Raw genomic sequence first — 26,229 nt, 5'->3', positions numbered from 1 at the left:
GATCCGGGCAACAACCTGCACTTTAAGTCTTGACGCGAACGGTTGGAGTCGGCCACTGTGTACACATGTTCACCGAAACTTTGAGCCGCCGGGTACGGCGCTCCGCCCTGGTTGGCATCCTCACCGGCCCGCATGGCGTGGACCGGTACACCGAGGTTTTCGACCGCACCTGGACTGTCAACGATGCCCGCGCCAAGGTCGTCGCGGTCCGTCGGCAGACGCCGCGCAGCGTCACCCTGACCCTGCAGCCCAACGACGCCTGGCAGGGCTTCAAAGCCGGCCAGCACATCAACCTGACCGTCGAGATCGACGGCCGTCGCCGCACCCGGTGCTACTCGCCGGCCAACTCCGAGGGCAGCCCGGTAATCGAGTTGACCGTCGGCCTGCACGACGGCGGCCTGGTCTCCACCCACCTGTTCGAGCATGCCGAGCCCGGCATGGTCGTCCACCTCGACTCCGTCGGTGGTGACTTCGTCCTGCCCGAGCAGCGCCCCCGGCGCATCCTGCTAGTCTCCGGCGGCAGCGGCATCACCCCGGTGCTGTCCATGCTGCGCACGCTGCGTGAGGAGAACTTCGACGGCGAGGTGGCCTTCATCCACTACGCCCGCAACCCCGAAGAGGCCGCGTACGCCACCGAGCTGGCCGCAACGCCCGGCGTGAAGGTGCTGCACAGCTACACTCGGTCCAACCGCGGCGACCTCAGCGGCCACTTCGGCCCGGACCACCTGGCCGCCGCGATGCCCAACCCCGATGCGGTGTTCGTCTGCGGCCCGCCGGCGCTCGTCGACGCGGTCAAGGACCTGCTGCCGGGCGCGCAGTCCGAGAGCTTCGTGCCCCCGGTCATCGCGGTCCCGACCGAGGCCTCCGGCGGCAGCGTCGCCTTCACCGAGAGCAAGGTCGACGTCGTCGACGACGGTCGCTCGATCCTCGAGCAGGCCGAGGCCGCCGGCCTCAACCCGACCAACGGCTGCCGCATGGGCATCTGCCACACCTGCACGCGCAAGAAGATCAGCGGCCCGGTGAAGAACCTGATCACCGGCGCCGTCTCGACCACCCCCGATGAAAACATCGAAATCTGTGTGACCGCCCCGTGCGGCGACGTCCAGATCGACCTCTAGACCACCCACCCAGCCCACACACTCAAAGGAGACGAACCATGGCTCAACGTCCCGCCCCCATGACCGCCGAGCAGTTCGACGAATTCGGCCGCGCGCTCGACGCCATCCGCGAACGCCACCTCGCCGACCTCGGTGACCGCGACTCCGACTACATCCGCAACATCATCGCCATGCAGCGCAAGCTGGAGGTCGGTGGCCGCGCCCTGCTGTTCCTGCCGCCGGCCTGGCCCATCGGCACCGTGATGCTCGGGCTGTCGAAAATCCTGGACAACATGGAGATCGGCCACAACGTCATGCACGGCCAGTACGACTGGATGGGCGACCCGGCGCTGCGCGGCCAGAACTTCGAATGGGATTCGGCCTGCCCGTCCAACCAGTGGCGGCACTCGCACAACTACATGCACCACACCTACACCAACATCGTCGACATGGACCGCGACATCGGCTACGGCATCCTGCGCATGAGCGAGGACCAGAAGTGGAGCCCGTACTTCCTGGGCAACCCGGTGTACGCCTTCCTGCTGATGGTGTTCTTCCAGTACGGCGTCGCGCTGCACGAGCTGGAGGCCGAGCGCATCCGCACCGGTGAAATCCGCCTGCGCGACAAGAAGGACATGCTGCGCGAGATGTGGGCGAAAGTCCGTAAGCAGACCATCAAGGACTACGTGGCGTTCCCGCTGCTGGCCGGGCCGTTCCTGCCGTTCGTGTTCGCCGGCAACATGACCGCGAACCTGATGCGCAACGTGTGGTCGTACGTGATCATCTTCTGCGGCCACTTCCCCGAGGGCACGCACGAGTTCACCATCGAGGAGACCAAGAGCGAGACCCGCGGCCAGTGGTACTACCGCCAGCTGCTGGGTTCGGCGAACCTGTCCGGCGGCAAGTGGTTCCACATCTTCAGCGGCAACCTGTCGTTCCAGATCGAGCACCACCTGTTCCCCGACATCCCGGCGCACCGCTACGCGGAAATCTCGCCCGAGGTCAAGGCACTGTGCGAGAAGTACGACCTGCCCTACAACACCGGCCCGATCCACAAGCAGTTCTTCTCGGTGGTCAAGAAGATCTGCCGCCTGGCCCTGCCGGACTCATGGCTGACAAAGCGGGCACCAGAAGGTGATCCGGTCACGGAGGTTGTTGAGGTCGCCGACGACGTCGAGGTTCTGGTGCCGGTTCCGGTCGCCTGATTCGATCAGCGTCCCGCACCTGCGACACGCCTGCCCGGCCCGGCCGTAAACCCAGAGTTGACGGCCGGGCCGGGTATCGCCCGTTGTAGTCCTGCTCCATCGGTTTCTGTTCAGCCACAACATGTCCCGGGCCCGCTGCGCCAGCCGCAGCGGGTCTTTCACTGTGCTGACCGGGGCGGTCGGGCGGCGGCCGACGATGAAACACAGCTCATTGGCGTAGACGTTGCCGACGCCGGCGAGGTTGCGTTGGTCGAGTAGTGCTTCATGCAGTGGCCGGTCGGGGTCCTGGGTGAGGTTCTGGGCAGCCCGGTGTGGATCCCAGTCCGGGCCGAGCAGATCCGGGCCGAGGTGCTTGACGGGCTCCTCGTCGTGGTCCCGCTTGAGGACTTCCAGGATGCCGAGTTCTGAACCCACCGCTTGAATGTCCTTGGTTTCCAGGATGATTCTCGTCTTGTGGTCGGGCCGGCGGGGCCTGGTGTTGACCTGCCACTTGCCCTCCATCTTGAGATGCGAGTGGATGCTGGCTTCGGCCGTGCGGATGAACAAATGCTTGCCGCGGCTGATGACGTCCTCGACCGTCTGGCCCGTGAGGTCGACGGTGGCGAACTTCGGGACGCGAATGTCGCAGCGCGTCAGCGTCTTTCCCTGCAGCGCCTCACGGAGGATCGCTGCGGTGTGAAAAACGGTGTCGCCTTCGGGCATCAGCGGATGTAGGCGTGGGCTCGGGTCAGCGCGCGTTCGGCGTCGTGCGCGATTTTCTGGACCAGGGGAGCGGCCAGTTCCAGCTCGTCGATCAGGTCGAGGGCCTCACCGGCCCAGATCGGCACGTAGTCCATGTCCAGCTCGGCGACCTTGGTGCGGAACTCGTTTTGTGCCTTGGGATCCGCGTCGAGCTCGGCGTCGCGGTCCTGCCACGTGTCGGTGAAGACGCTGCGCAACGTGCGCGCCGGATACTCGGCGGGCCAACGCGTTTCGACGGGCCGGGCGGCGATGTCGATGGCGCGTCCGCTCGTGGTGTCCGCCGCCTTCGCCTTGAGCATGACCTTCGACTCGGCGGCGCTGAGCAGGGACTCGTGGGTGGCCTCGAATCGGGTGCCGATCATGGCGCCCGCGGCGCCGAGCGTCAGTGCAGCGGCCAGGCCGCGGCCGTCTGCAATCCCACCGGCGGCAAGAACCGGGATGCCGTGCGCGATGTCGACGACCGCGGGGACGAACGGCAACGTCGACCGGCCGCCGTGGTGGCCCCCGGCTTCCCGGCCCTGCGCGACCAGCACCTGGACTCCGGCGTCGAGGGCCTGCTTGGCCTCATCGAGGCTGTGGACCTGGGACAGCAGCGGAATGCCGGCGTCGTGGATCGCTTTGGCGAACGGGGCCGGGTCGCCGAACGACAAGATGATGGCGGCGGGCTGCTGCGCGATCACCCAGTCGATGATCTCCTGATTGACCGCCCAGGTGAGTAGGCCGACGCCCCAGGGTTTTTCGGTGCCCTGCTTGGCCAACTGGCATTCGGTGGCGAGCATCGTGAGGTCGCCGCGGCCGCCGCCGATCAGGCCCAGCCCGCCACCCTCCGACACCGCGGCTGCCAGCCGGCCACCGGATACGTCGCCCATCGGGGCCAGGACGATCGGGTGCTCGATGCCGAACAGTTCCGTCAACGGGGTGTGCAGGGCCATGGCTTCACTCTAGGACTCGGTGTGAGCGGGTCCCGCGGCCGCGGAAGTTGACCTTGCCCCCGGCGGCAATGTTTACCCTCTCGATTGAGGACATTGACCATGCAGATTTCCGAGCTGGCCCGGCGGACGGGCGCGTCGACCAAGGCCGTGCGGTACTACGAGGACCTCGGCCTGCTGGCGCCGTCGCGCCTGCCCAACGGCTACCGGGACTACTCCGAAGAGGATGTGCAGATCGTCAGCGAGGTGCGTGCTCTCGCCGCCGTCGGCATCGCCCCGTCGAAGGCCGGACCGTTCATCGACTGCCTTCGTCATGGCCACGAACACAGCGACGAGTGTCCCGAGTCGCTCGTGGCGTATCGGGACAGCATCGCCGTCCTCGACGAGACCATCGCGTCGCTGACGCGGCGCCGACACGACCTCGCGGCGCGGCTCGACGCCGCCGCATGCCGAGCATTCGACAAGAAGGACGAACCGTTGACAGATTTCACGACGCTCCCCGCCGGCCTGCCTGTCCCCGAAAACGACGGCGCCGCTGATCATCTCGTCGGCCTGGAGGTCCCCGACATCACGCTGAGGTCGAGCGGCGGTGGGGAAGTCCAGCTGCGGCAGCTGCCGGCGGGGCGGACGATCGTGTATCTGTATCCACTGACCGGCCGTCCCGGTGCTGACCTCCCCGCGGGCTGGGATGCGATTCCCGGGGCCCGAGGGTGTTCCACCGAGGCATGCGACTTCCGTGACCACTTCGCCGAGCTGAAAGCCGCTGGGGCGAGCCAGGTCTGGGGACTGTCCAGCCAGGACGTCGACTATCAGGCAGAAGTGGTGCGTCGGCTGCGACTGCCCTTCCACATGCTGTCCGACGAGACGTTCGTTCTGGCCGACGCGCTGCGGCTCCCGACGTTCGCTGCCGACGGGCACCCGCGCCTCTACACCCGACTCACCATGGTGATCTGCGACGGCCGCATCGAGCACGTCTTCTACCCGATCTTCCCGCCGAACACGCACGCACAGCAGGTGCTGGACTGGTTGCGCCGAGCGTGAACTCCATCGTCGACTTTCCCGGGCAGATTCATACGGTCAAGACAACATCCATTGATTTGGGAGGTTGTCGTGCCCAGTGGGTATCCGCATTCGAAGCAGACCCGGCGGGAGTTGTTTGACCGGGTGTGTCAGGGCGCTCCATTAATCGAGACGGCCAAGGCGATGGGTGTGTCGACGACCTCGGCGTGGGTGTGGTGGCGCAACGCTGGTGCGATGAAACTGATCATGGGCAGCGGCATGCACGGGCTGGCCGAGGCCGGCGTTCCCGATCGGCCCGGTGGACGGGGGCATCGGCTCAGTCTCGATGAGCGCATCGCGATCATGCGGGGCCGCGATGCTGGCCTGACTTATGAGCAGATCGGTACGCAGATCGGCCGCCACCGCAGCGTCATCTGGCGTGAGGTGCGGCGCAACAGCAATGCCGACGGCGACTACCACGCCCGGATGGCACACGGGCGGGCGGCGCAGAGGTCACACCGACCAAAAGCGTTCAAACTCAACGACACCGCGCTGTGCGCCGCCATCGAAACGTGGATGGATGACGGGTGGAGCCCGAAACTGATCGCCGAGATGTTGGCCCGCGATCACCCGCATGACAGGCTCAAACGCGTGAGCCACGAAACCATCTACCAGTGCCTTTACGTGCAGGGCCGTGGCCAACTGCGCGCTGATCTGAACAAGTGCCTGTCCACCAAACGGGCCACCCGCAAGCCCCGCGACCACACCGAACGCCGCGGCAAGTTCACCGATGTGTTCACCATCAGTGACCGGCCAGCCGAGGCCAATGACCGTGCCGTGCCGGGACATTGGGAAGGCGACCTGATCCTGGGTACTCGCGGCGGCAGCGCGATCGGCACCCTGGTCGAACGCAGCACCCGGTTCACCATCTTGTTGCACCTACCCGACAATCACACCGCCGACTCGGTGGCCGCGGCGATGATCGCGGCGATGAGTGAGCTGCCCGAACACCTGCGCCGCAGCATCACCTGGGACCGCGGCAGCGAGATGGCGAACTGGCGTGACATCAAACTGGCGCTCAAGGCGCCGGTCTACTTCTGCGATCCGCACTCACCCTGGCAGCGCGGGAGCAACGAGAACACCAACCGGCTGCTGCGGTTCTGGTTCGAAAAAGGCACCGACCTGAGCGTGCACACCAAAGCCGACCTCACCCGTATCCAGGACACCCTCAACAAGCGTCCCCGACCCACCCTCGATCTGGACACCCCAGCCCAACGCCTAGCCGCGCTCTTGAACCAAGCCGCCTAGCCACGTTGCACTAATCGATTGACTTTGAGCCGAGATCCGCGCGATCACGTTCACGTTCGACGTACGCTCGGCTCGACATCGAGCGGGAGACGTCTGATGACAGAAGCATTTGTGCTTGGTGGTGTCCGCACTCCATTTGCGCGGTACGGCAGCTCGCTGTCGCACATCCGCACCGATGACCTCCTCGGCATGACGATGAAGGGCGCGTGCGAACGCGTCGGCGTCGAACTCGGCGCCATCGAGGACGTCGTCGCCGGTTGTGTGAACCCTGCCCACGAGGGGATGGGTGACGTCGCCCGCTGGGCGGCGCTCGCCGCCGGATTCCCGGACACCGTGGCCGGGACGACCATCAACCGATTCTGCGGTTCGTCGCTGAGTGCCACGATCAACGTCGCGCACGCGATCCGGGCCGGCGACCTGGGCGTGGGGATGGCCTGCGGCGTCGAGTCGATGTCGCGATCGGGCTGGGCCTACATGAAAGGCGACGCACCGTTCGCGCCGCGCGGGCCGGTCATCCTGCTCGACACCATGTGGGCCGGTGCCGGCGGCCCGCCCAACCCGGCGCTGCTGGCGCGCAACGCCTACATCAGCATGATCGAGACCGCGCAGAAGGTGGCTGATCGCTACGGTCTGACGCGCGAGGAGATCGACGCCTTCGCGCTGCGCACACAGCGAAATGCCAAGGCGGCCCGCGATTCCGGGCGCCTGGCCAAGGAGATCATGCCGGTCGAGATCGCCGCGACGAAGAAGGCGCCGGCGCGGCTTTTCGAGCACGACGAATTCATCCGCGACGAGACCACGGCCGAGCAGCTGGCGGCACTGCGACCGCAGCCGGGTACGACCCAGATGACCGCGGCCAATTCGACGCCGCTCACCGATGGCGCCAGCGCCCTGGTACTGGCGTCGGGGGAGCGCGCGGCGGAACTCGGCGTCGAGCCGTTGGCGCGGGTGGTGTCCTCGGCGGTGTACGGGATCGACCCGCTGTTCATGGGGCTGGCACCGGCGTGGGCCCTGCCCCTGGCCATCAAACGTGCCGGTCTGACGCCTGAGCAGATCGATGTCTGGGAGGTCCACGAAGCGTTCAGCGCGCAGGCCCTCGGGGTGTTGCGCGAGCTGCCCAATCAGCTCGACGGATTCGTCGTGCCCGACGAGAAGCTCACACCCAACGGGGGCGCCGTGGCGATCGGCCACCCGTTCGGCGCCACCGGTGCCCGGTATGTCCTGACCCTGGCCACCGAACTGCGCGAGCGCAATGCCCGCTACGGAGCCATCGGCGTCTGCGTCGGATCGGGTCAAGGCGTTGCCATTGTGCTCGAAAATCCCTCTGCTGCTTGAGGAGTAGGCGAGCGACTGGGTGCGATTTTTTGTCGTACCCCTCTGGTTTGATGGTGTTATGTCCAGCAGCGCAACGGCTTTCGATGTTGAGTCGTCGCCGTGCGAGCGGATGGATGCGTACTTCGCCGAGATCGGTGAGCTGACCGGTCAGCGCAACGCGATCGACGCGCGGCTGGTGCAGATTGCCGCCGAGATCGACCGGGACGGGCTCTGGGGTGCCACCGGTGCCCGGTCGATGGCGTCGTTGATGGCATGGAAAACCGGTGTCTCGCCGCGTAATGCGGAAGTGATGGTGGCGGTGGCGCACCGGTTGGAGGAGTTCCCGCGCTGCGCGGAGGCGATGCGGGCGGGCCGGTTGTCGTTGGATCAGGTCGGGGTGGTCGCCGAACACGCGGCCGACGGTTCTGACGAGCACTACGCGCAGTTCGCCGAATCCGCCACGGTCACGCAGTTGCGGACGGCGGTGAAACTGGAACCGCGCCCGGAGCCTGAGCCCACGCCTGAACCGGAGCGGTCGATCGCCAAGACCACCCATGATGACGGCTCGGTCACCTACAAGATCCGGCTGCCGAAGTTGGAGGCGGCGAAGTTCGATGCCGCCGTGGCGTCGCATCAGGACGCGTTGGTCGCGGACTGGAAACGCGACCACGAAGACACCGAAGGGCAAGTGTCGGAGCAGGCACCGCCGTTCCCGAACCAGGTGGACGCGTTCATGAGCGTGGTCGAGGCCGGCTGGGACGCCGACGTGGCACTGCGTCCGCATGCGCAGCACACCACCGTCGTCGTGCATGCGGACCTCGAACAGCGCACAGCCACCTTGCATCTGGGGTCGATGCTCACCGACGAGGAACGCCAACTGCTGTTGTGCGACGCCACCTGCGAGGTATGGCTCGAGAAACACGGGCAGCCGATCGGGGCCGGGCGCACCACCCGCACCATCAGCCGGCGGCTGCGCCGCGCGCTGGAACACCGCGACCGCTGCTGCCGCGTCCCCGGGTGCGGGGCCACCCGCGGTTTGCATGCGCATCACATCATTCATTGGGAGAACGGCGGGGAGACCGAACTGCACAACCTGGTGCTGGTGTGCCCGTACCACCATCGGCTGCATCACCAGCGGGTCATCACGATCACCGGGCCGGCTGATCGGCTGGTCGTCGCCGATGCCGCGGGCCGCCAGCTCGACGGCGGATCTCTTGCGCGGCCACCCACCTCAGCTCGCCCTGATGTGCCGCCGTGCCCCGGACCGACCGGGGAACGCGCCCAATGGTGGTGGTACCAACCCTTCGAACCACCACCCACACCCTCGACCAACTAGGGCAGCAGCGGCAGCCGCCACAGCGGTGCGCCGGGTTCGAGGAACCACAGCCGCGTCGCGGTCAGACGCAGAATCCGGATGGCGCCGGTCATCATGAGCACCGCCAGCGGCAGTTCGATCAATACCGCGGTGACCAACGGCACCGTCGAGTCGTGGCCGAAATCGGACGTCATGACGTCGAACCAGGCATCACAGACCAGCAGCACCCCGGTCGTGAACGCGGTGAGCAGCACGAGTTGACGACGCAACCAGCCCAGCACCGCGGTCGTGGCCATGAAGGCGACGAGGAGACCGTCGAAACCGATCCAGGTCGCCGGCCAGTTGTGCGCCGTGTAGTTGTCCGGAAGCGTGAATCCGAGGTAGACGACCCACGGGATCAGCACGATGCAGCTGCCGGTCATCACCGTCAGCCGGATGCGCCGCATCCTCCTCGCCATCGCGGGCGGGAACACTTCATCCAGTGGACGCTGCAAGCGCATGATCAGCTCGTGCCGCTGCGCCGGCGTCATCGCGGCGATGGCGGCGTCTGACAACCCACTTTCCATGCGGTCGATACTGCCGAACGTCTTGCCGGAGGCCTAGCGCAGCCGCAGCCCTCGCGGCGTTCGGGAGAAACCGGCGTCGGCAAGCGCGGCGTGGACCTCGGCCTGCGCCGCGTCGGGGGTGGGGGCCAAAACCGGCTCCCCGTTGACCTTCTCGATCAACAGCGACTGCAGCCGCCCCGCGCTCACCAGGTCGGCCAGCGCACCGGCCGCCGCGCGTTGTTGTTCCGGCGTGGCGTCGAACGACAACAACGACTTTCCGCCCCGTTCCAGGAACCACACCAACTCGCCGTCGACCAACGCCACCAGTGCGCCTGCCTTGCGGCCCGGCCGGTGGCCCGCGACCTCGGGCCAGGGGAGCGCGACGCCGTAGGGATTTCCGGGGTCGGTGGCGGCGAGCACGATGGCGGTGTAGTCGGGGCTGCTCTGGTCGACGTTGTCGAGGTAGTTGCGCAGCCGGTCCACTGTCGACGCCACTGCGAACTGTGCACCACCAAGCGATTCGATGAAATACCCGCGCTGGCAGCGGCCGGCTTCCTCGAAAGCCGTCAACACCTTGTACAGCGTGGCGAACCCGCCGGGCAGGCCGTCGGCCGCGCCGCGGGTGACGACGCCGTAGCGGTTCAGCAGCAGCTCGGCCTGAAAGTGCGCCCGCGTCGTGGATTCCGGCTCGGCGGGTGGCAGGGCCGACCACCGGCCGGCGACCGTCGGGTCGACGGTGCGGGCCTGCGGCCGGGCGACGCTGTAGCGGCTGAGCCGGGGCGGGCGCTGCTGCCGTTGCCGGTGCGCACCGCCCGGTTTGCGTCCCGCGTTGCCGAGCAGCGCCCGCACCGGGGCGAAGGTGTCGCCGGTGACCCAGCCGGCCCAGATCAGTTCCCACAGAGCCTGTTTCGCGTCGGTGCTGTCTTCGGCCGCCAGCTGCCGGAAGAAGTACGCCCCACCGCTGCCGAGTGTGTCGAGCAGCTCGCGATGTGTGTCGGTGAACTCGATCTCGGTGCCCGGCGCCAGCGAAAGCGGCGCGGTGTCGGCACGGTGGAACACGACCCAGCCGTCGTTGCTACCGATTTGACCGGCGCCAGACCACATGACCTCACCGGAGGCAAGGAGTTCGTCGAGCATCGCCGGCTGGTAGTCCGACACCCGTTGGCCGAACACGAGTGGTTCGACCGCGGATGCCGGAATCGGCACGCCGGCAAGCTGTTCGATGACCGAGGCCAGGCCGTCGATGCCGCGGGCGTCGCCGAATTGCTGCCAGGCCGGCAGGAACCGGGCGTATGCGGCGGTGCTCACCGGTTCGATCTGGGCCCGCAGCGCGGCAAGCGACCGGCGGCGCAGAATCTTCAGCACCGTGGCGTCACACCACTGTTGGTCGACGCTGTCCGGAAGATCGGTGAATTCACCGCGGATGAGCTTGCCGTCCAACACCATCCGGCTGAGGGCATCGGCAGTCACCCGATGCCCCAGGCCGAACCGGGTGGCCGCCTGCGTCGTCGTGAACGGCCCGTTGGTCCTGGCGTAGCGGCCGAGCAATTCGCCCAGCGGGTCGGACACCGTCGCGGTGAAACTGGCCGGCACGCCGACCGGCACCGCGACGCCGAGCCCGTCGCGCAGCAGGCCCATGTCTTCGACCGCGGCCCACCAGCTCTGGCCGGCGAAGGTCACCGACACGGCGCGCTTGGCGGCCTGGAGCGTGGCGCACCAGGCCTCGACATCGCTTGCGGTGCAACGCTGCCGGAGTTCCTCGGTGCTCAGCGGCCCCAGCAGCCGCAGGAGGTCGGCGATGCCCTCGGCGTCGCGGGCGGCCCGGTCTTCGGTCAGATGCTGCAACTGCCGGATGGTCGACGCCACCACGTCCGGGTCGAGCAGTTCGCGCAGTTCGACGCGGCCCAGCAGCTCGGCGAGCAGGGTGGCGTCCAATGACAGTGCGGCAGCGCGCCGTTCGGCGAGTGGACTGTCGCCCTCGTACATGAATGCACCGACGTAACCGAACAACAGCGAGGCGGCGAACGGTGATGGTGTGGCGGTCTGCACGTCGAGCACCCGGATCCGTCGTTGCGCGACGCGGCGCATCAACTCGATGAGCATCGGGACGTCGTAGACGTCCTGCAGGCACTCGCGCACCGTCTCCAGCACGATCGGGAAATCCGGGTACTTGCGGGCGATGTCCAGCAACTGGGCGGCGCGCTGCCGCTGGTGCCACAGCGGTGACCGCTTGCCGGGATGGCGCCGCGGCAGCAGCAGCGCCCGCGCCGCGCACTCGCGGAAGCGGGAGGCGAAGAGTGCGGACCCGCCGACCTCGGCGGTGACGATGGGCTCGATCTCATCGGCTTCGAAGACGAAAATGTCTGCGCCGGGCGGATTTTCCCCGGTGTCGGGCAGCCGGAGCACGATGCCGTCGTCGGACGCGGTGGGCTTCTCGTCGATTCCGTACCGCTCCATGATCCTCCGACCGACGGCCAGCGCCAGCGGACCGTGCACTCGCAGCCCGTAGGGGGAGTGCAGGACGATCCGCCAGTCGCCGAGCTCATCGCGGAACCGTTCCACCACGAAGGTGGTGTCGGTGGGCACGGTGCCGGTGGCCTGCCGCTGCTCGTCGAGCAGCTGCCACAGGTTGTCGGTGGCGTAGTCGTTGAAACCCATTGTGCTGCAGTACTCGTCGAATTCGGCGCGCGGCAGTCCAGCGAGCTTTCCGGTGAAGGCGCCGATCGCGGCGCCCAGCTCGGCGGGCCGGCCGGCGGCGTCACCGCGCCAGAACGGCAACCGCGCGGGCTGACCGGGCGCGGGCAGCACCAGCACCCGGTCGTGGGTGACCTCGGTGATGCGCCAGCTGGTGGCGCCGAGGGAGATGACGTCACCGGGCCGCGACTCGTAGACCATCTCCTCATCGAGTTCGCCCACCCGCGAGGGCTTTTCGTCACCGGTGGCCAGGTAGACGGTGAACATGCCGCGGTCCGGGATCGCGCCGCCGGAGGTGACGGCCAGCCGCTGCGCGCCGGGCCGGGCGGTGAGGGTGCCGCTGTCGCGGTCGTAGACCAGACGCGGCCGCAGCTCGGCGAACTCGGTCGACGGGTACTTGCCGGCCAGCAGGTCGAGCGTCGCTTCGAATGCGCTGCGCGGCAAGGCGGCGAACGGTGCGCTGCGGCGGACCGCGTCGAACCAGCGGTCGGCGTCGAGCGGTTCGAGGGCCGCCGCCGCGACGGTGTGCTGGGCCAGTACGTCGAGCGGATTGGTGGGTACCTGCAGCGTCTCGATCTCGCCGGCGCGCATCCGCTGCACGGTGACGGCGCAGTCGATCAGGTCGGTGCGGTGCTTGGGCAGCAGCACGCCCTCGGAGATCTCACCGACCTGGTGGCCGGCGCGGCCGATGCGCTGCAGACCACTGGCCACCGAGGGCGGCGCCTCCACCTGGATGACCAGATCGACGGCGCCCATGTCGATACCGAGCTCCAGGCTCGAGGTGGCGACGACGGCTTTGAGCCGGCCACTCTTGAGATCCTCTTCGACCTGCGCCCGGGCTTCCTTGCTGACCGAACCATGGTGGGCCTTGGCCAGCAGGCTCGGCGCGCCGAACGTCTGTCCGCTGCCCATGAGGTTGGCGGGCGCGCCGCCGCCGACCTGCGAGTTGCGTTCATTGGGCAGTTCGATGCCCGAGCGGGCGGCGTGAATCTCGTTGAGCCGCGCGGTGAGCCGTTCGGCCAGCCGCCGGGAGTTCGCGAAAACCAGCGACGAATTGTGCGACTCGATCAGGTCGACGATGCGTTCCTCGACATCGGGCCAGATGGTGCCGCCGTCGAGGTTGGCCATGTCCGGCACCGGCACCTCGACGCTCAGGTCGAAGGTCTTGGCGGCCGGTGGTTTGACGATGCTGGTGGGCGCGGCCCCCGACAGGAAACGGGCGACTTCCTCGGGCGGCTTGACGGTCGCGGACAGGCCGATCCGCTGGGCCGGCTTGTCGAGCAGCTCGTCGAGACGTTCCAGCGAGAGGGCCAGGTGTGCGCCACGTTTGGTGGCCGCGACGGCGTGCACCTCGTCGACGATGACGGTGCGTACCGTCGCCAGCGTCTCGCGGGCCGCCGACGTCAGCATGAGGAACAGCGACTCGGGTGTGGTGATCAGGATGTCCGGCGGTGTCGCGATCAGTTGGCGGCGCTGCGCCGGGGACGTGTCACCCGACCGCACGCCGACGGTGATCTCCGGTGCCGGTGTGCCCACGCGCTCGGCCACCCTGGTGATGCCGGTGAGTGGCGTCGACAGGTTGCGCTCGACGTCGACCGCGAGGGCCTTCAGCGGTGAGACGTAGAGGACTTTTGTGCCCTTGGCGCCGTTGGTGTTGGCGGGCTCCTGAGCCAGCTGATCGATGGCCCAGAGGAACGCCGCGAGTGTCTTGCCCGACCCGGTGGGCGCGATGACCAGCGTGTTGTGCCCGTCGGCGATGGCCTGCCAGGCCTGCGCCTGGGCCGGGGTGGGCGTGCTGAAGGTAGCCGCGAACCACTCCCGGGTCAGGTCACTGAACCTGTCGAGTGGATTCACGTGTCCATACTGCCCGGCGGGTCTGACATGCCTGAGGGATTTGTGCACGAAAATCCGCGGTCAGCGCGGAAAATCGTGCACAAATCGCAGGTCAGAGGGTCCGCTGGTAGCGCCGCATGCCGGCGATCCAGCGGTCGTAGTCGGCGCCCTTGTGGCGGTACATCTCCAGCACCTCGGGGTGCGGGAGGACCAGGAACGTGCCGTCCTCGATGGCCTTGACCACCAGGCCGGCGACGTGATCGGGCCCGACGACGTTACCCGCGTGGGTCACGGCATTGCCGGCCACCCGGATCGCGGAATCGGGGGAGTCCGTCATGCCGCGCAGCAGTGGCGTGTCGACACCCATCGGGCAGACGCAGCTGACGCCGATGCCCTGGTCGCCGTACGTGATGGTCAGCCACTCCGCGAACCCGACGGCGGCGTGCTTGGTGACGCTGTACCCCGCCGCACCGAGCTGGGTGAGCAGGCCGGCGGCGGAGGCGACAGCGACGAAATGCCCGCCGCCGCGCTCGACCCATTCCGGCACAACGGCTTTAGCGGCCCGGATGTGCGCGCGCAGGTTGATGTCGATGATGCGGTCCCAGGCGGCCTCGTCGTCGCCCAGTCCTGGTTCGCCGGTGATGCCGGCGTTGGCGACGTAGATGTCGACGGGCCCGTACGCATCGCGTGCGGCGTCGAGCAGTGTCGCGATGCCGTCGACCGACGACGCGTCAGCGCCGATGCCGACACCGCCGTAGCCCGCGGCCGTCTCGGCGGCGGCCTCGGCATTGATGTCGCCGGCCACGACCGATGCGCCCGCGGCCGCCAGCGCCGTTGCGATGGACCTGCCGATGCCCGAGCCCGCTCCGGTGACGACGGCCACCGCACCTTCGATCTTCACGGGCTCATGTCTACCTCAGCCGAACTGCACGCCTTGAGCCAGCGGCAGTTCCGAGGAGTAGTTGACGGTGTTGGTGGCCCGGCGCATGTAGGCCTTCCAGGAATCGGAACCGGATTCGCGGCCGCCGCCGGTCTGCTTCTCGCCACCGAACGCACCGCCGATCTCCGCGCCGGAGGTGCCGATGTTGACGTTGGCGATGCCGCAGTCCGACCCGTCGGCGGCCATGAAGCGTTCGGCCTCCCGGATGTCGGTGGTGAAGATGGCCGACGAAAGGCCCTGGGGAACAGCATTGTTGAGAGCGATGGCCTCGTCGAGGGTGTCGTACGTCAGCACGTACAGGATCGGCGCGAAAGTCTCCTGGTGCACGATGGCCGTCTGCCCGGGCATCCGGACCACCGCCGGCGTGACGTAGTACGAGCTGGGGTGCAGCTGGACGCGTTCGCCGCCGGTCACCTCGCCGCCTTCGGCCTGCGCCTGTTCCAGCGCGCCCACCATGTCGCGGTACGACCGCTCGTGGATCAGTGGCCCGATCAGCGTTCCCTCGGCAGACGGGTCACCGACGGGCAGGCTCTGATACGCGGTGACGATGCGCTGCACCAACGTCTCCACCACGCTGTGGTGCGCGATGACGCGGCGCAGCGTGGTGCACCGCTGGCCTGCGGTCCCGGCGGCGGCGAACACGATGCCGCGCACCGCGAGATCGAGGTCGGCCGACGGCGTGACGATGGTCGCGTTGTTGCCGCCGAGCTCCAGCAGCACCTTGCCGAACCGCTGCGCCACCCGCGGGCCGATCTGCTGACCCATCCGCACCGACCCTGTCGCGCTCACCAGCGCGACGCGGGGATCGTCGACCAGCTGTTCCCCGATCTCGCGGCCACCCAGCACCAACCGGCCGACATGCTCGGGGGCGCCGACGTCGGCCGCGGCGCGCTCCAGCAGCGCCTGGCAGGCGACGGCGGTCAGCGGGGTGAGCTCGGAGGGCTTCCACACCACGGTGTCGCCGCACACCAGCGCGATGGCGGTGTTCCAGGCCCAGACGGCGACGGGGAAGTTGAACGCCGTGATGACGCCGACGACCCCGAGCGGGTGCCAGTTCTCCATGAGCCGGTGTCCGGGCCGTTCCGAGGCGATGGTGCGCCCGTACAGCTGGCGCGAGAGGCCGACCGCGAACTGGCAGACGTCGATCATCTCCTGCACTTCACCGAGCGCCTCGGAGGTGATCTTGCCGGCCTCGATGGTCACCAGGGTGCCCAGATCGGCCTTGTGCTCGACGAGCAGTTCACCGAGGCGGGCCACGAGAGCACCGCGCACCGGCGCCGGCGTGGTGCGCCAGGCGACAAAGGCCTGCGCCGCTTCGGCGATCGCGGTGTCGGTTTCCTCGGCGCTGCTCTCGGGAAGCGTGAACAGCACCTCGCCGGTGATGGGCGTGCTGGCGTGCAGCCCGTGGGCGCCGGGCTCACCGAGCGCGACGTGAGCCCCGACGGCCTGGAGCGCGGTCCGCACGCGGTCGCGGAGCTGATCGGCGGTGGGCAAGAGATGATTCTGCACAGAGGTCATGATGCCGCTTTCTCGTAGAGGTCGTAAGGGTCATGGATGTGATGGCCGATGGCGCCGGCCATCCAGTCCAGGCTGTAGTCGGAGTGGTCGTCGGCGGCTGCCGGTTGCGCATCGCGGTCCAGGTTCGACCGGAAGATGCCGGCCGCGGAGGCCGGCAGGAAGTCCTCGTAGACAACGGGTTTCGTGGGGTCGCCGCCGCGGTAGTAGGCCAGGCCCTGTGTCGCCATCTCGGCGTCGGTGGCGGGAAAGTACCGGTCCCAGTGCTCCTGGTCGGCCATCGCGGCGTCGTAGCGCTCCCGGCCGGCGCGGGTCAGCGCCACTCCGCGGGCCTCGACCTCACCGAAGCGCACCCGCAGACTCCCGTCGAACACCGTGCCGTCGGGGTTGCGGAACGTGCGTGGCTCGGCCAGGGCCCGAAACGAGGTCTGCCGCAACAGGACCTGCGGTCCGTCCGTGCGGGGCGGGCCTTGGATCGCGTCGATCATGGTGATGCCGCGGGCCGTCATCCGCCGGTACAGCTCGTCGATGTCGAGCACGCGCGGCGTCAGATGGTTGATGTGGGTCGTGGCCACGCCGGCGATGTCCGCGGCGACGGCCGAGATCTCACTGAGCTCGTCATACCAGGCCTTGTCGATCGGCGTGCGGGACAACGCGAAAGCGGCAGTGCAGCGGCGGACGAAATCGTCGGCATCATGGTCCGGGCAGCCGTCGGCGGCGATCCGGCGGGCCTGGGCGATCAGCGCTGGGTCGAACAGCCGGCGTTGCCCGAGGAACCGCTGCACCCGGGTGCGCAGATCGGGGGAGAAGAAGCGGGCGTCCTCGGTGGCCAGCATCGAGGTGAACACCCGAAACGGGTTGCGGTCGAGCTCTTCTGCGTCGATGGGACGGAACGCGGTGGAGACCACGGGCACCGGTGAGGCGGCCTCGCGCAGGTCGTAGAAGCCGACGGGGTACATGCCGAAGGCTGCGAAAAGGGCTGCGGCGTCAGCGAGTTCGGCGGGGCTGCCAACGCGGATCGCGCCGTGGCGTTCGGCGGTGACGCGCTCGAGGGAACCGAGCCGGCCGTCGGTGGCGCAGTCGCGGTTCACGGCCGTGCTGACCTCGACCAGCGTGGTGTACGCCGGAACCTCGGTGCCGTACATGCGCGACAGTGCGGCGGCGAACGCGGCGCGCAGCTCCCAGGTCTGGACCGTCATGGCACGACCTGCGGGTAGTCTCCGGCCATGGCCGAAGCCGAGCAGCTAGACGATGTCGACCGAATCCTGGTGCGGGAGCTGATGGCCGACGGCCGCGCGACGCTGGCACACCTCGCGACGGCGGCGGGACTGTCGGTGTCGGCGGTGCAGTCGCGCGTGCGCAGGCTCGAATCCCGCGGAGTGATCACCGGATACACAGCGCGGATCAACCCCGAGGCCGTCGGCCACATGCTGTCGGCGTTCGTTGCGATCACCCCACTCGATCCTTCCCAACCTGATGATGCCCCGGCGCGGCTGCAACCCTTCCCCGAAATCGAGTCCTGCCATTCGGTGGCCGGCGAGGAGAGTTACGTCCTGCTGGTGCGGGTCGCCTCGGCGCGGGCGCTGGAGGGCCTGCTGCAGCGGATCCGCACGGTCGCCAACGTTCGCACGCGAAGCACCATCATCTTACAGACTTTTTACGATGATCAGGTGTCACTACCGGAATAGTTCCTGTCAGAAGGCGGGCAAGCTGTAAATATTGCGTTAGGATGGCGCCATGACCGCTGTTCTGACTTCTGGTGACGGGCTGTCGGCGGGCAGCGCCCGCGACGTGCGCGACGTGCTGGGGCGCAGCATCCTGACCGACGGCCTGGATCTCGTGCTCGATCTGGACCGGTCGGGTGGCTCGTATCTCGTCGACGCCCGTGACGGCACCCGGTACCTCGACATGTTCACGTTCTTCGCGTCGTCGGCGCTGGGGATGAACCATCCGGCGCTCACCGATGCGGCCTTCCGCGCCGAACTGGCGCAGGCGGCGGTGAACAAGCCGAGCAACTCCGACGTGTACAGCGTGCCGATGGCGCGCTTCGTGCAGACGTTCGCGCGGGTGCTCGGCGACCCGGCGCTGCCGCACCTGTTCTTCGTCGACGGTGGGGCGCTGGCCGTGGAGAACGCGCTGAAGGTGGCGTTCGATTGGAAGAGCCGCCTCAACGAGTCGCGCGGCATCGACCCGGCGCTGGGCACCCGGGTCCTGCATCTGCGCGGCGCGTTCCATGGCCGCAGTGGCTACACCATGTCGCTGACCAACACCGACCCCAACAAGGTCGCCCGGTTCCCGAAGTTCGACTGGCCGCGTATCGATGCCCCGGTGGTGACGCCGGACGTGGATATCGTTGCGCTGGAACGTGAATCGCTGCGCCAGGCCAGGGCGGCCTTCGAGGCGTACCCGCACGACATCGCCTGCTTCATCGCCGAACCGATCCAGGGTGAGGGTGGCGACCGGCACATGCGTTCCGAGTTCTTCGCCGCGATGCGGGAGTTGTGCCTCGAGTACGACGCGCTGCTGATCTTCGACGAGGTGCAGACGGGCGTCGGGATGACCGGAACCCCTTGGGCCTACCAGCAATTGGGCGTCACACCCGACGTCGTGGCGTTCGGGAAGAAGGCCCAGGTGTGTGGTGTGATGGCCGGTGGTCGCGTCGATGACGTCCCCGACAACGTCTTCCGCGTCAGTTCACGGATCAACTCCACCTGGGGCGGCAACCTGACCGACATGGTGCGGGCCCGCCGCATCCTCGAGGTCATCGAGGCCGATGGGCTGATCGACAACGCCGTGCGCATGGGCAGGTACCTAGTGGGGCAATTGCGCTGCCTGGCAAGCGAATTCCCGGCGCTGGTACTCAATCCGCGCGGGCGTGGGCTGATGTGTGCGTTCAGCATGCCGTCGGCCGCGCAGCGCGACGAGGTGATCAGGCGGCTGTGGCAGCACCACGTGATCCTGCTGGCCAGCGGCACCGACTCCGTGCGGTTCCGACCGGCGCTGACGGTGTCGCGGACCGAGATCGATGAAGCGGTTCAGGCGGTTCGGGACGTGCTAGCGGCGCTCTAGGACCTGCTGCCGGATCAGTCCGCGCAGCCGGGTCAGCTCGCTGCCGCTGACGAGGGTGCAGTCGTGCAACTCGGCCAATTTCCGTGCGGCCGGAGTGAAGTCGTTGTTGGTGACCACCATGGTGTGCGCGCAGTCCTGCATGGGTGCACCGGCGACGACCTCCTGGACGGCGCCGGGGCCGACGGGCCGGGACAGCCGCTTGCATTGGATGGCAAGGCGATTGGGCCGCGTCCCGACGATCAGGTCGACGCCCCAGTCTCCCGACAGCTCCGTCATGATGACGGGGACGCCGCAGGACCGGGCGATCCGGGCGACGTAGTCCTCGAATTCGGTGCCGGACATGTCGTGCACGGGATCTTCGTGGCGGCTCGGGGTGCGCATCCCGGTGATGACGTGCGGAACGGCGGCGAGGAGCAGCGGCACGCCGACGGCCACGCCCAGCGCCGGTTCCCAGGTCCAGCCGTGCAGATACGCCGCGCCGCCCGAGAACAGCCCGGCCGCGCCCAAGAGTTTCATCCGCACGCCAGGCATCGTAGGGCCAACCCCTGACAGGTCTTTACAGAACGGCACCTGTTTACTACCGTGCGTAGTAGAGGTGATCCGAATGACTGGTGAATCCAGGAATTGGCAACGTAACTTCGATTGGGCCGCAGGCTTTTTGGCCGTCGCGCTGCTGCTGCACGGCGCTGATCACATGCGGCGGGGGATGAACGTCGTCCCACCGGCGGTGATGGTGGGCGGCACGCTGCAGCTGATTCTCGCGGCGGTCACGATCACGTTGGTGTTCAAGCGGAACCGGTGGGCACCGCTCGCGGCGGTCGGTATCGGCTATGCCGGCGCGGTGGGATTCACTGCGGCACATCTGCTTCCGAAGTGGGGATTCTTCAGCGACAGCTTCATCAATGCGCCGCCGTGGGCGCGCGTGACGGCGTTCTCGTGGGTGACCGCGATTCTGGAGATCGCGGCCAACCTGGTGTTCGGCACCATCGGCCTGATGCTGGTGCGAGAGCGGCGCGCGACCGCAAGTGCAATCTGAGGGTTGCAGTACGGGCTGGCGTGTGCAACTCTGGAGTTGCACATCACGTCGCTCGAAGGGGAATCATGGACACGCTGGACATCACCCGCAGCATCGACATCAACGCGCCGATCCAGCGGGTCTGGGATGCTCTGACGAAAGCCGAGCTCATCGCGCAATGGTTCGGTGACGCAGCCGAACTCGAGCCGATCCCCGGCGGCACCGGGTTCTTCGGCTGGAACGCCCACGGCAAGTTCCGGGTCGTCGTCGAGAGTGCCGAGGCGCCGCACACGCTGGTCTATCGGTGGGCGCACCGCGAAGCCGACGCCGACCCGACCCCGGAAAACTCCACGGTCGTCCGCTTCGACCTCACCGAGATCGACGGCGGCACCCGACTCGACCTGTGCGAGACGGGCTTCGAGAACCTGGCCGATCCGCAGACGGCGCACGCCGAGAACAGTGGCGGCTGGACTGCCGAGCTCGACGACCTGGTCGCGTACCTGCAGGCGGCGGTGTGACCGACACCCGCATGCCGGCGGTGCTGGCGGTGCTCGCCGACGAGACCCGATGGCGCATCCTGACCGAGTTGGGCGCCGACGATCTGTCGGCGAGCGCCCTGGCGGGCAGACTGCCCGTGAGCCGGCAGGCGATCGCCAAGCATTTGTCGGTGCTGGCCGACGCGGGGCTGGTCGAGCCCGTCAAGGTGGGCCGGGAGATTCGCTACCGCGCGCTGGGGGCCAAGCTCAGTGCTTTGGGAACTGAGCTGGAAACCATTGGCAGACAATGGGATCGGCGTCTGGCTGCGATCAAACGGATCGCCGAGGGTCCACTGGCGCCCTAGCGTCGAACAGGCGCATACTGGGGTTGGCGGTGATATTGATGCTCAGCCCGACAACCGATCGGTTCCGCGACGACGATCCCAGCGTGCATCAGGCCGCGCGATTCGGCCTGGTGATGGGGAGCGTCGGCGTCGGCTTCATGGTGCTGGCGGCCGTGTGGGTCCGGCACTGCAGCGGTTACGACACGGCGGCGTGCAGCATGCCGTACCGCACCGTGCTGGCGCTGGCCGGCCCGCTGTTCCTGTTCGGCAGCGGGGTGTGGGCATTCGTGCGGACCTACCGGGCCTGGCGGGGCGACAAGGTTTGGTGGGCCTGGCAGGGCGCCGGCTGGTTCCTGCTCCTGCTGATGTCCATCGTGCTGACGATGAGCCTGCCGGTGCTGCTGTTCTGAGTTTCGGCGGGGCCTAATCGAGCATCGCTGCCGCGAAGCGGCGCACGGATTCGACGCCCGTCGCGGCGGCGTCGTCGAACCCCTCGCGGGTGCGTACGGAAATCTCCCGCGTGGCGGGGTCCAAGGTGATCTCGGCCAGCAGCTCGCCGGTCGTCGGCTCGCAGACCGCCCACGAGTACAGCGTGTCGGATTCCCATTGCGCCGTACGGGTTTCGACGTGATCGGGAGAGTGCTCACCCAAGTCCGCGAGTGACGGCCGGTCATCCATGCGGTCGTCGGCGCGCAGGGCGCGCAGGTACCAGGCTCCGGCGTTGATTTCGATGGGCTCCATGACGCTCCTCAAATGCAACTCAGGGCTGCGATCCGCGGTGGATCGCAGCCCTGAGTCGCAAAACCAGCGGACTGGAAACTAGTCCTTCAGCTCGGCGATGACGGTGCCCTGCGTGATGGCGGCGCCGGCCTCGACCGACAGGCCGGTCACGGTGCCGTCCTTGTGCGCGGTCACCGGGTTCTCCATCTTCATGGCCTCGAGCACCACGATCAGATCACCCGCGGAGACCTGCTGGCCCTCCTCGACGGCGACCTTCACGACGGTGCCCTGCATCGGCGCGGTGACCGAGTCGCCCGAGGCGGCCTTGCCGCCGGCGGCGCCACGCTTACGCGGCTTCGGCTTCTTCTTGATGACGCCGGTGGCCGCGCCACCACCGCCACCACCGATGGCCAGATCGCCGGGCAGCGACACCTCGACGCGACGGCCACCGACCTCGACGACGACCTTCTGGCGCGGTGCGGCGTCTTCGTCGTCCAGGGCCTCGCCACCGGTGAACGGCTCGACCGTGTTGTTCCACTCGGTCTCGATCCAGCGGGTGTGCACGTCGAACTTGTCGCCGTCACCGATGAAGGCCGGGTCGGAGACCACGGCGCGGTGGAACGGGATGACCGTGGCCAGACCCTCGACGTTGAACTCCGCCAGCGCACGACGCGAGCGGGCCAGGGCCTCTTCGCGGGTGGCGCCGGTGACGATCAGCTTGGCCAGCATCGAGTCGAACTGACCGCCGATGACCGAGCCGGACTCCACGCCCGAGTCCATGCGGACGCCGGGGCCGGTCGGCGCCTCGAACTTGGTGACCGGGCCGGGGGCCGGCAGGAAGCCGCGGCCGGCGTCCTCGCCGTTGATGCGGAACTCGAACGAGTGGCCGCGCGGGGCCGGGTCCTCGGTGATGTCCAGGGCCTCGCCGTTGGCGATCTTGAACTGCTGCAGCACCAGGTCGATGCCCGAGGTCTCCTCGGTGACCGGGTGTTCCACCTGCAGACGGGTGTTGACCTCGAGGAACGAGATCAGGCCGTCCTGGCCGACCAGGTACTCGACGGTGCCCGCACCGTAGTAGCCGGCTTCCTTGCAGATGCGCTTGGCCGACTCGTGGATTTCCTTGCGCTGCGCGTCGGACAGGAACGGCGCGGGGGCCTCCTCGACGAGCTTCTGGAAGCGGCGCTGCAGCGAGCAGTCGCGGGTACCGGCGACGACGACGTTGCCGTGGGTGTCGGCGATGACCTGGGCCTCGACGTGGCGCGGCTTGTCCAGGTAGCGCTCGACGAAGCACTCACCACGGCCGAAGGCGGCGACGGCCTCACGGGTGGCCGAGTCGAACAGCTCGGGGATCTCCTCGAGGGTGCGGGCAACCTTCATGCCGCGGCCACCACCACCGAAGGCGGCCTTGATGGCGATCGGCAGGCCGTGCTCCTTGGCGAAGGCCAGGATCTCGTCGGCGTCCTTGACCGGGTCCGGGGTACCCGGCACCAGCGGCGCGTTGGCCTTGGCGGCGATGTGGCGCGCGGTGACCTTGTCGCCGAGGTCGCGGATGGACTGCGGGCTCGGCCCGATCCAGATCAGCCCGGCGTCGAGGACGGCCTGGGCGAAGTCGGCGTTCTCGGACAGGAAGCCGTAGCCCGGGTGGATGGCGTTGGCGCCGGACTTGGCGGCGGCGTCGAGGATCTTGTCGAAGACGAGGTAGGACTCGGCCGAGGTCTGGCCACCCAGGGCGAAGGCCTCGTCGGCCAGCCGCACGTGCGGCGCATCGGCGTCCGGCTCGGCGTAAACGGCGACGCTGGCCAGTCCGGCGTCCTTGGCAGCCCGGATGACCCGGACGGCAATCTCTCCACGGTTGGCGACTAGCACCTTGGAGATCTTGGAACTGGCGTGGTTGGCCACAGTGCCTCCTGACGGCGGTTCTCTAAGAAATGTCTTTAAGAATGTATCGCGTGCAGTGTAAGGCCTAACCGGCGGATCCCCACTTCGGGATACGCGGGCGCCGGGACGTTTTCTTAGAGATTGCCCAATCGACCCACTTGACCCGCGCTTTCTCACCGAACATCTGCTTGGGTGATACTGGTGCCGCACCGGACCCGCCGGGGAGCCACGAGTAAGGGGACACCGTTGTTCGTCGAGCCGCAGGCCTCAGACCCCGAATTGATCGCGCGCAAGCGGGCGGTCAACCCGAACGTCCGCATCCCACCGAAGATGCAGTGGGTGACCGACGAGGACGGCAACATCCTCAAGCACGAGCTGCCGGGCGAGACCCTGTGGCACCGGATCCGGGACACCTACGCCGCGCTGTTCTACAGCTCGATCGTCACCCACATCCCGTTCCACTTCATCCGGCTGGGCTACCTCCGGCTGTTCGGGGCGAAGATCGGCAAGGGCACCGCGATCAACCGCGGCACCAGCGTCTGGTCCATTCCGTACCTGGTGATCGGTGACCGGGTGTCCATCGGCTTCCGCTGCCTGCTGGACGCGCGCGCGGGCATCGCGATCGGCAACGACGTCGTCATCGCCAGCGATACGCACATCATCGCCGGCGGGCACGACATCAACCATCCGAACTTCGTGCCGGCGCCCAACCCGCCGGACCCCATCGTGATCGATGACCACGTGTGGATCGCGACGCGCGCCATGATCCTGCCGTGCCTGCTCGGCCGCGGCGCTGTGGTGGCCGCACACACCGTCGTCAACAAAGAGGTGCCGCCGTTCGGCATCGTCGGCGGCGTGCCCGGCAAGATCATCGGCCAGCGCAACCCGGATGCGCTGCACTACAGCGGCAAGTTCAAGCTGCCGTTCTTCTGAGCCGTACCCGGGTGGGCTATGCCGCTTCGCGCAGGCGGCGCTTGATGCGCGTCAGCATCGCCGACATGCCCCGCAGCCGCAGCGGGCTGATCAGCTTGGCCAGCCCGAGGTCGGCGTAGAAATCGTCGGGCACCGCCAGGATGTCGGCCGCCGGCAGACCATCCAGGCCCGCCGCGAGGATGGCCGCGAAACCACGCGTCGTCGGAGCCTCGGCCGGTGCACTGAAGTACAGCCGCACATGCTCGGGGTCGTCGGCGTCGACGTGCAGGAACAACGGCGACTGGCACTCGGGCACCGGCTCCATGGCGGCTTCCTCGAGCGACGGCGGGAGTGCCGGCAACTCGTTGGCGAACTCCAGCAGCAGCGCCAGCTTGTCCTGCCCCTGCATCTCGGAGAACTCCGACACGACCTCGGCCAGAGCCGCGGGCATGGTCACGAAGGCGCGTCCCCCGGTTCCTCACCGACAGCGACCGGCACCCGCACGGCGTTGCCCCACTCGGTCCAGGAACCGTCGTAGTTGCGGACGGCGGGCAGGCCGATCAGGTGCGTCAGCACGAACCAGGTGTGGCTGGAGCGCTCGCCGATGCGGCAGTAGGCGACGGCCTTGTCGTCGGGGGAGATGAAGCCGTACAGCTCGTCGAGTTCGGCGCGGCTGCGGAACCGGCCGCTGTCGTCGACGGCCTTTGCCCACGGGATGGACCGCGCGGTGGGGATGTGGCCGCCGCGCAGCGCACCCTCCTCCGGGTAGTCGGGCATGTGAGTGCGCTCGCCGGTGTACTCCTGCGGCGAGCGAACGTCGATGAGCGGCTCTTTGCCGAGGATCGCGAGGACGTCGTCCTTGAAGGCGCGGATCGGAGCGTCGTTGCGCTCGACCACCGGGTACCCGGTGGTCTGCTTGCTCGGGACGTCCAGGGTGGTGTCGCGGCCGTTGGTGATCCACAGGTCGCGGCCCCCGTCGAGGAGGCGGACGTCCGGGTGCCCGAAGAGCGTGAACACCCACAGCGCGTAGGCCGCCCACCAGTTGCTCTTGTCGCCGTAGATCACCACGGTGTCGTCGCGGCTGATGCCCTTGCGATCCATCAGCGCGGCGAACTGTGCGCCGTCGATGTAATCGCGGACATGCGGGTCATTGAGGTCGGTATGCCAGTCGATCTTGACGGCGCCGGGGATGTGGCCGGTGTCGTACAGCAGGACGTCTTCGTCGGATTCGACGATGGCCAAACCGGGGCGTCCGATGTTGCCTGACAGCCAGTCGGCGGTCACCAGGCGATCGGGATGCGCATAGGTGGCGAAAGCGGGATGTGGGTCTGCGGGCAGCGGCACACTGTGAGCGTACCTAGGCCCGAAATGCGCCGCCGA

Annotated in this window: 25 protein-coding genes; 13 read left to right on the top strand and 12 right to left on the bottom strand. The window is 67.9% G+C overall.

Features of this window, described 5'->3' with window-relative positions:
* The first annotated feature begins 65 nt into the window (after positions 1-65).
* Together ACZ5IQ_RS21375 and ACZ5IQ_RS21370 are read left to right on the top strand one after the other, a co-directional pair.
* A complete protein-coding gene (locus tag ACZ5IQ_RS21375; protein WP_318986400.1) occupies positions 66-1,118 on the top strand; it encodes a ferredoxin reductase in 1,053 nt (350 codons plus the stop codon).
* Positions 1,119-1,156: 38 nt separating this feature from the next.
* A complete protein-coding gene (locus ACZ5IQ_RS21370; RefSeq protein ID WP_318986401.1) occupies positions 1,157-2,302 on the top strand; it encodes a fatty acid desaturase family protein in 1,146 nt (381 codons plus the stop codon).
* Here ACZ5IQ_RS21370 and nei2 read toward each other — a convergent pair.
* Entirely contained in the window at positions 2,204-3,004 is an 801-nt protein-coding gene (nei2, locus tag ACZ5IQ_RS21365; RefSeq protein ID WP_318986402.1) for an endonuclease VIII Nei2, read from the bottom strand. The two genes, ACZ5IQ_RS21370 and nei2, sit on opposite strands and share 99 nt — an antisense overlap.
* The gene (locus ACZ5IQ_RS21360; protein ID WP_318986403.1) at positions 3,004-3,975 is read right to left on the bottom strand and encodes an NAD(P)H-dependent flavin oxidoreductase; all 972 of its coding nucleotides are present in this window, start codon (positions 3,973-3,975) and stop codon (positions 3,004-3,006) included. The genes nei2 and ACZ5IQ_RS21360 overlap by 1 nt, the downstream gene beginning before the upstream one ends.
* A 99-nt stretch (positions 3,976-4,074) precedes the next feature.
* Between ACZ5IQ_RS21360 and ACZ5IQ_RS21355 the strand changes: the two genes are divergently transcribed.
* The 4 genes from ACZ5IQ_RS21355 to ACZ5IQ_RS21340 all read left to right on the top strand — a co-directional run bounded on the left by ACZ5IQ_RS21355 (position 4,075) and on the right by ACZ5IQ_RS21340 (position 8,929).
* Positions 4,075-5,013, top strand: a complete 939-nt coding sequence (locus ACZ5IQ_RS21355) for a MerR family transcriptional regulator (protein ID WP_406775023.1) — start codon at positions 4,075-4,077, stop codon at positions 5,011-5,013.
* 69 nt (positions 5,014-5,082) lie between these two features.
* Positions 5,083-6,279 carry an IS30 family transposase gene (locus tag ACZ5IQ_RS21350; protein WP_212806682.1) on the top strand — a complete coding sequence of 399 codons (1,197 nt, stop codon included), beginning with the start codon at positions 5,083-5,085 and terminating at the stop codon, positions 6,277-6,279.
* Positions 6,280-6,375: 96 nt separating this feature from the next.
* A complete protein-coding gene (locus ACZ5IQ_RS21345) occupies positions 6,376-7,614 on the top strand; it encodes a thiolase family protein (protein WP_406776311.1) in 1,239 nt (412 codons plus the stop codon).
* Positions 7,615-7,672: 58 nt separating this feature from the next.
* Entirely contained in the window at positions 7,673-8,929 is a 1,257-nt protein-coding gene (locus ACZ5IQ_RS21340) for an HNH endonuclease signature motif containing protein (RefSeq protein ID WP_406776310.1), read from the top strand.
* Here the strand turns inward: ACZ5IQ_RS21340 and ACZ5IQ_RS21335 are convergent.
* The 5 genes from ACZ5IQ_RS21335 to hglS form a co-directional block, all read right to left on the bottom strand.
* Positions 8,926-9,474, bottom strand: coding sequence for a hypothetical protein (locus ACZ5IQ_RS21335; RefSeq protein ID WP_406776309.1), 549 nt, complete (start codon positions 9,472-9,474; stop codon positions 8,926-8,928). The genes ACZ5IQ_RS21340 and ACZ5IQ_RS21335 overlap by 4 nt on opposite strands.
* A 33-nt stretch (positions 9,475-9,507) precedes the next feature.
* Positions 9,508-14,001 (bottom strand): ATP-dependent helicase, encoded by a 4,494-nt coding sequence (locus ACZ5IQ_RS21330; protein WP_464480225.1) that lies wholly within the window; start codon positions 13,999-14,001, stop codon positions 9,508-9,510.
* A 91-nt stretch (positions 14,002-14,092) separates the two neighbouring features.
* Positions 14,093-14,881 carry an SDR family oxidoreductase gene (locus ACZ5IQ_RS21325; RefSeq protein WP_406801390.1) on the bottom strand — a complete coding sequence of 263 codons (789 nt, stop codon included), beginning with the start codon at positions 14,879-14,881 and terminating at the stop codon, positions 14,093-14,095.
* Positions 14,882-14,896: 15 nt separating this feature from the next.
* Positions 14,897-16,438 carry an L-piperidine-6-carboxylate dehydrogenase gene (gene amaB, locus ACZ5IQ_RS21320; RefSeq protein WP_464480224.1) on the bottom strand — a complete coding sequence of 514 codons (1,542 nt, stop codon included), beginning with the start codon at positions 16,436-16,438 and terminating at the stop codon, positions 14,897-14,899.
* Complete coding sequence (gene hglS, locus ACZ5IQ_RS21315) at positions 16,435-17,634, bottom strand: 2-oxoadipate dioxygenase/decarboxylase (protein WP_406801392.1); 1,200 nt, start codon at positions 17,632-17,634, stop codon at positions 16,435-16,437. Before hglS ends, amaB begins: the two co-directional genes overlap by 4 nt.
* 27 nt (positions 17,635-17,661) lie before the next feature.
* Between hglS and ACZ5IQ_RS21310 the strand changes: the two genes are divergently transcribed.
* Together ACZ5IQ_RS21310 and lat are read left to right on the top strand one after the other, a co-directional pair.
* A complete protein-coding gene (locus ACZ5IQ_RS21310; protein ID WP_133426946.1) occupies positions 17,662-18,123 on the top strand; it encodes an Lrp/AsnC family transcriptional regulator in 462 nt (153 codons plus the stop codon).
* 49 nt (positions 18,124-18,172) lie between these two features.
* A complete protein-coding gene (lat, locus tag ACZ5IQ_RS21305; protein WP_406801393.1) occupies positions 18,173-19,504 on the top strand; it encodes an L-lysine 6-transaminase in 1,332 nt (443 codons plus the stop codon).
* On the opposite strand, the gene ACZ5IQ_RS21300 is transcribed toward lat, so the two are convergent.
* Complete coding sequence (locus ACZ5IQ_RS21300; RefSeq protein ID WP_406783837.1) at positions 19,490-20,035, bottom strand: restriction endonuclease; 546 nt, start codon at positions 20,033-20,035, stop codon at positions 19,490-19,492. The genes lat and ACZ5IQ_RS21300 overlap by 15 nt on opposite strands.
* A 73-nt stretch (positions 20,036-20,108) precedes the next feature.
* On the opposite strand from ACZ5IQ_RS21300, the gene ACZ5IQ_RS21295 reads away from it, so the two are divergent.
* From ACZ5IQ_RS21295 to ACZ5IQ_RS21280, 4 genes are all read left to right on the top strand, one after another.
* Positions 20,109-20,540: a hypothetical protein gene (locus ACZ5IQ_RS21295; RefSeq protein WP_346417009.1), complete on the top strand. Its 432-nt coding sequence runs from the start codon at positions 20,109-20,111 to the stop codon at positions 20,538-20,540.
* A 65-nt stretch (positions 20,541-20,605) separates the two neighbouring features.
* Positions 20,606-21,037 carry an SRPBCC family protein gene (locus tag ACZ5IQ_RS21290; RefSeq protein ID WP_464480223.1) on the top strand — a complete coding sequence of 144 codons (432 nt, stop codon included), beginning with the start codon at positions 20,606-20,608 and terminating at the stop codon, positions 21,035-21,037.
* A gap of 11 nt (positions 21,038-21,048) precedes the next feature.
* Positions 21,049-21,360 (top strand): ArsR/SmtB family transcription factor, encoded by a 312-nt coding sequence (locus ACZ5IQ_RS21285; RefSeq protein WP_061003384.1) that lies wholly within the window; start codon positions 21,049-21,051, stop codon positions 21,358-21,360.
* 38 nt (positions 21,361-21,398) lie between these two features.
* Positions 21,399-21,749: a hypothetical protein gene (locus ACZ5IQ_RS21280; protein WP_133426942.1), complete on the top strand. Its 351-nt coding sequence runs from the start codon at positions 21,399-21,401 to the stop codon at positions 21,747-21,749.
* Positions 21,750-21,762: 13 nt separating this feature from the next.
* Here ACZ5IQ_RS21280 and ACZ5IQ_RS21275 read toward each other — a convergent pair whose 3' ends face one another.
* Complete coding sequence (locus ACZ5IQ_RS21275; RefSeq protein WP_464480222.1) at positions 21,763-22,080, bottom strand: hypothetical protein; 318 nt, start codon at positions 22,078-22,080, stop codon at positions 21,763-21,765.
* A gap of 78 nt (positions 22,081-22,158) precedes the next feature.
* The gene (locus tag ACZ5IQ_RS21270) at positions 22,159-23,958 is read right to left on the bottom strand and encodes an acetyl/propionyl/methylcrotonyl-CoA carboxylase subunit alpha (protein WP_318986417.1); all 1,800 of its coding nucleotides are present in this window, start codon (positions 23,956-23,958) and stop codon (positions 22,159-22,161) included.
* A gap of 180 nt (positions 23,959-24,138) precedes the next feature.
* Here ACZ5IQ_RS21270 and ACZ5IQ_RS21265 point away from each other — a divergent pair, with 180 nt between their 5' ends.
* Positions 24,139-24,870, top strand: a complete 732-nt coding sequence (locus ACZ5IQ_RS21265) for an acyltransferase (protein WP_318986418.1) — start codon at positions 24,139-24,141, stop codon at positions 24,868-24,870.
* 16 nt (positions 24,871-24,886) lie between these two features.
* Here the strand turns inward: ACZ5IQ_RS21265 and ACZ5IQ_RS21260 are convergent, their stop codons facing one another.
* Positions 24,887-25,300, bottom strand: a complete 414-nt coding sequence (locus ACZ5IQ_RS21260; protein WP_406783850.1) for a SufE family protein — start codon at positions 25,298-25,300, stop codon at positions 24,887-24,889.
* A gap of 2 nt (positions 25,301-25,302) precedes the next feature.
* Complete coding sequence (locus tag ACZ5IQ_RS21255) at positions 25,303-26,193, bottom strand: sulfurtransferase (RefSeq protein ID WP_064858492.1); 891 nt, start codon at positions 26,191-26,193, stop codon at positions 25,303-25,305.
* Positions 26,194-26,229: the final 36 nt, after the last annotated feature.

Source organism: Mycobacterium toneyamaense, from assembly GCF_055384815.1.
The sequence above is the reverse complement of the archived record's forward strand: the minus strand, read 5'-3'. Positions and strand labels throughout refer to the sequence as shown.

Coding starts and splice junctions, on each gene's coding strand:
- ACZ5IQ_RS21275 (WP_464480222.1), bottom strand. CDS start 22,080: ATGGAGCCCATCGAAATCAACGCCGGAGCCTGGTACCTGCGCGCCCTG.
- ACZ5IQ_RS21360 (WP_318986403.1), bottom strand. CDS start 3,975: ATGGCCCTGCACACCCCGTTGACGGAACTGTTCGGCATCGAGCACCCG.
- ACZ5IQ_RS21285 (WP_061003384.1), top strand. CDS start 21,049: ATGCCGGCGGTGCTGGCGGTGCTCGCCGACGAGACCCGATGGCGCATC.
- ACZ5IQ_RS21295 (WP_346417009.1), top strand. CDS start 20,109: ATGACTGGTGAATCCAGGAATTGGCAACGTAACTTCGATTGGGCCGCA.
- ACZ5IQ_RS21280 (WP_133426942.1), top strand. CDS start 21,399: ATGCTCAGCCCGACAACCGATCGGTTCCGCGACGACGATCCCAGCGTG.
- hglS (WP_406801392.1), bottom strand. CDS start 17,634: ATGACGGTCCAGACCTGGGAGCTGCGCGCCGCGTTCGCCGCCGCACTG.
- ACZ5IQ_RS21310 (WP_133426946.1), top strand. CDS start 17,662: ATGGCCGAAGCCGAGCAGCTAGACGATGTCGACCGAATCCTGGTGCGG.
- ACZ5IQ_RS21260 (WP_406783850.1), bottom strand. CDS start 25,300: ATGCCCGCGGCTCTGGCCGAGGTCGTGTCGGAGTTCTCCGAGATGCAG.
- ACZ5IQ_RS21340 (WP_406776310.1), top strand. CDS start 7,673: ATGTCCAGCAGCGCAACGGCTTTCGATGTTGAGTCGTCGCCGTGCGAG.
- ACZ5IQ_RS21370 (WP_318986401.1), top strand. CDS start 1,157: ATGGCTCAACGTCCCGCCCCCATGACCGCCGAGCAGTTCGACGAATTC.
- ACZ5IQ_RS21355 (WP_406775023.1), top strand. CDS start 4,075: ATGCAGATTTCCGAGCTGGCCCGGCGGACGGGCGCGTCGACCAAGGCC.
- lat (WP_406801393.1), top strand. CDS start 18,173: ATGACCGCTGTTCTGACTTCTGGTGACGGGCTGTCGGCGGGCAGCGCC.
- amaB (WP_464480224.1), bottom strand. CDS start 16,438: ATGACCTCTGTGCAGAATCATCTCTTGCCCACCGCCGATCAGCTCCGC.
- ACZ5IQ_RS21300 (WP_406783837.1), bottom strand. CDS start 20,035: ATGCCTGGCGTGCGGATGAAACTCTTGGGCGCGGCCGGGCTGTTCTCG.
- ACZ5IQ_RS21290 (WP_464480223.1), top strand. CDS start 20,606: ATGGACACGCTGGACATCACCCGCAGCATCGACATCAACGCGCCGATC.
- ACZ5IQ_RS21335 (WP_406776309.1), bottom strand. CDS start 9,474: ATGGAAAGTGGGTTGTCAGACGCCGCCATCGCCGCGATGACGCCGGCG.
- ACZ5IQ_RS21345 (WP_406776311.1), top strand. CDS start 6,376: ATGACAGAAGCATTTGTGCTTGGTGGTGTCCGCACTCCATTTGCGCGG.
- nei2 (WP_318986402.1), bottom strand. CDS start 3,004: ATGCCCGAAGGCGACACCGTTTTTCACACCGCAGCGATCCTCCGTGAG.
- ACZ5IQ_RS21375 (WP_318986400.1), top strand. CDS start 66: ATGTTCACCGAAACTTTGAGCCGCCGGGTACGGCGCTCCGCCCTGGTT.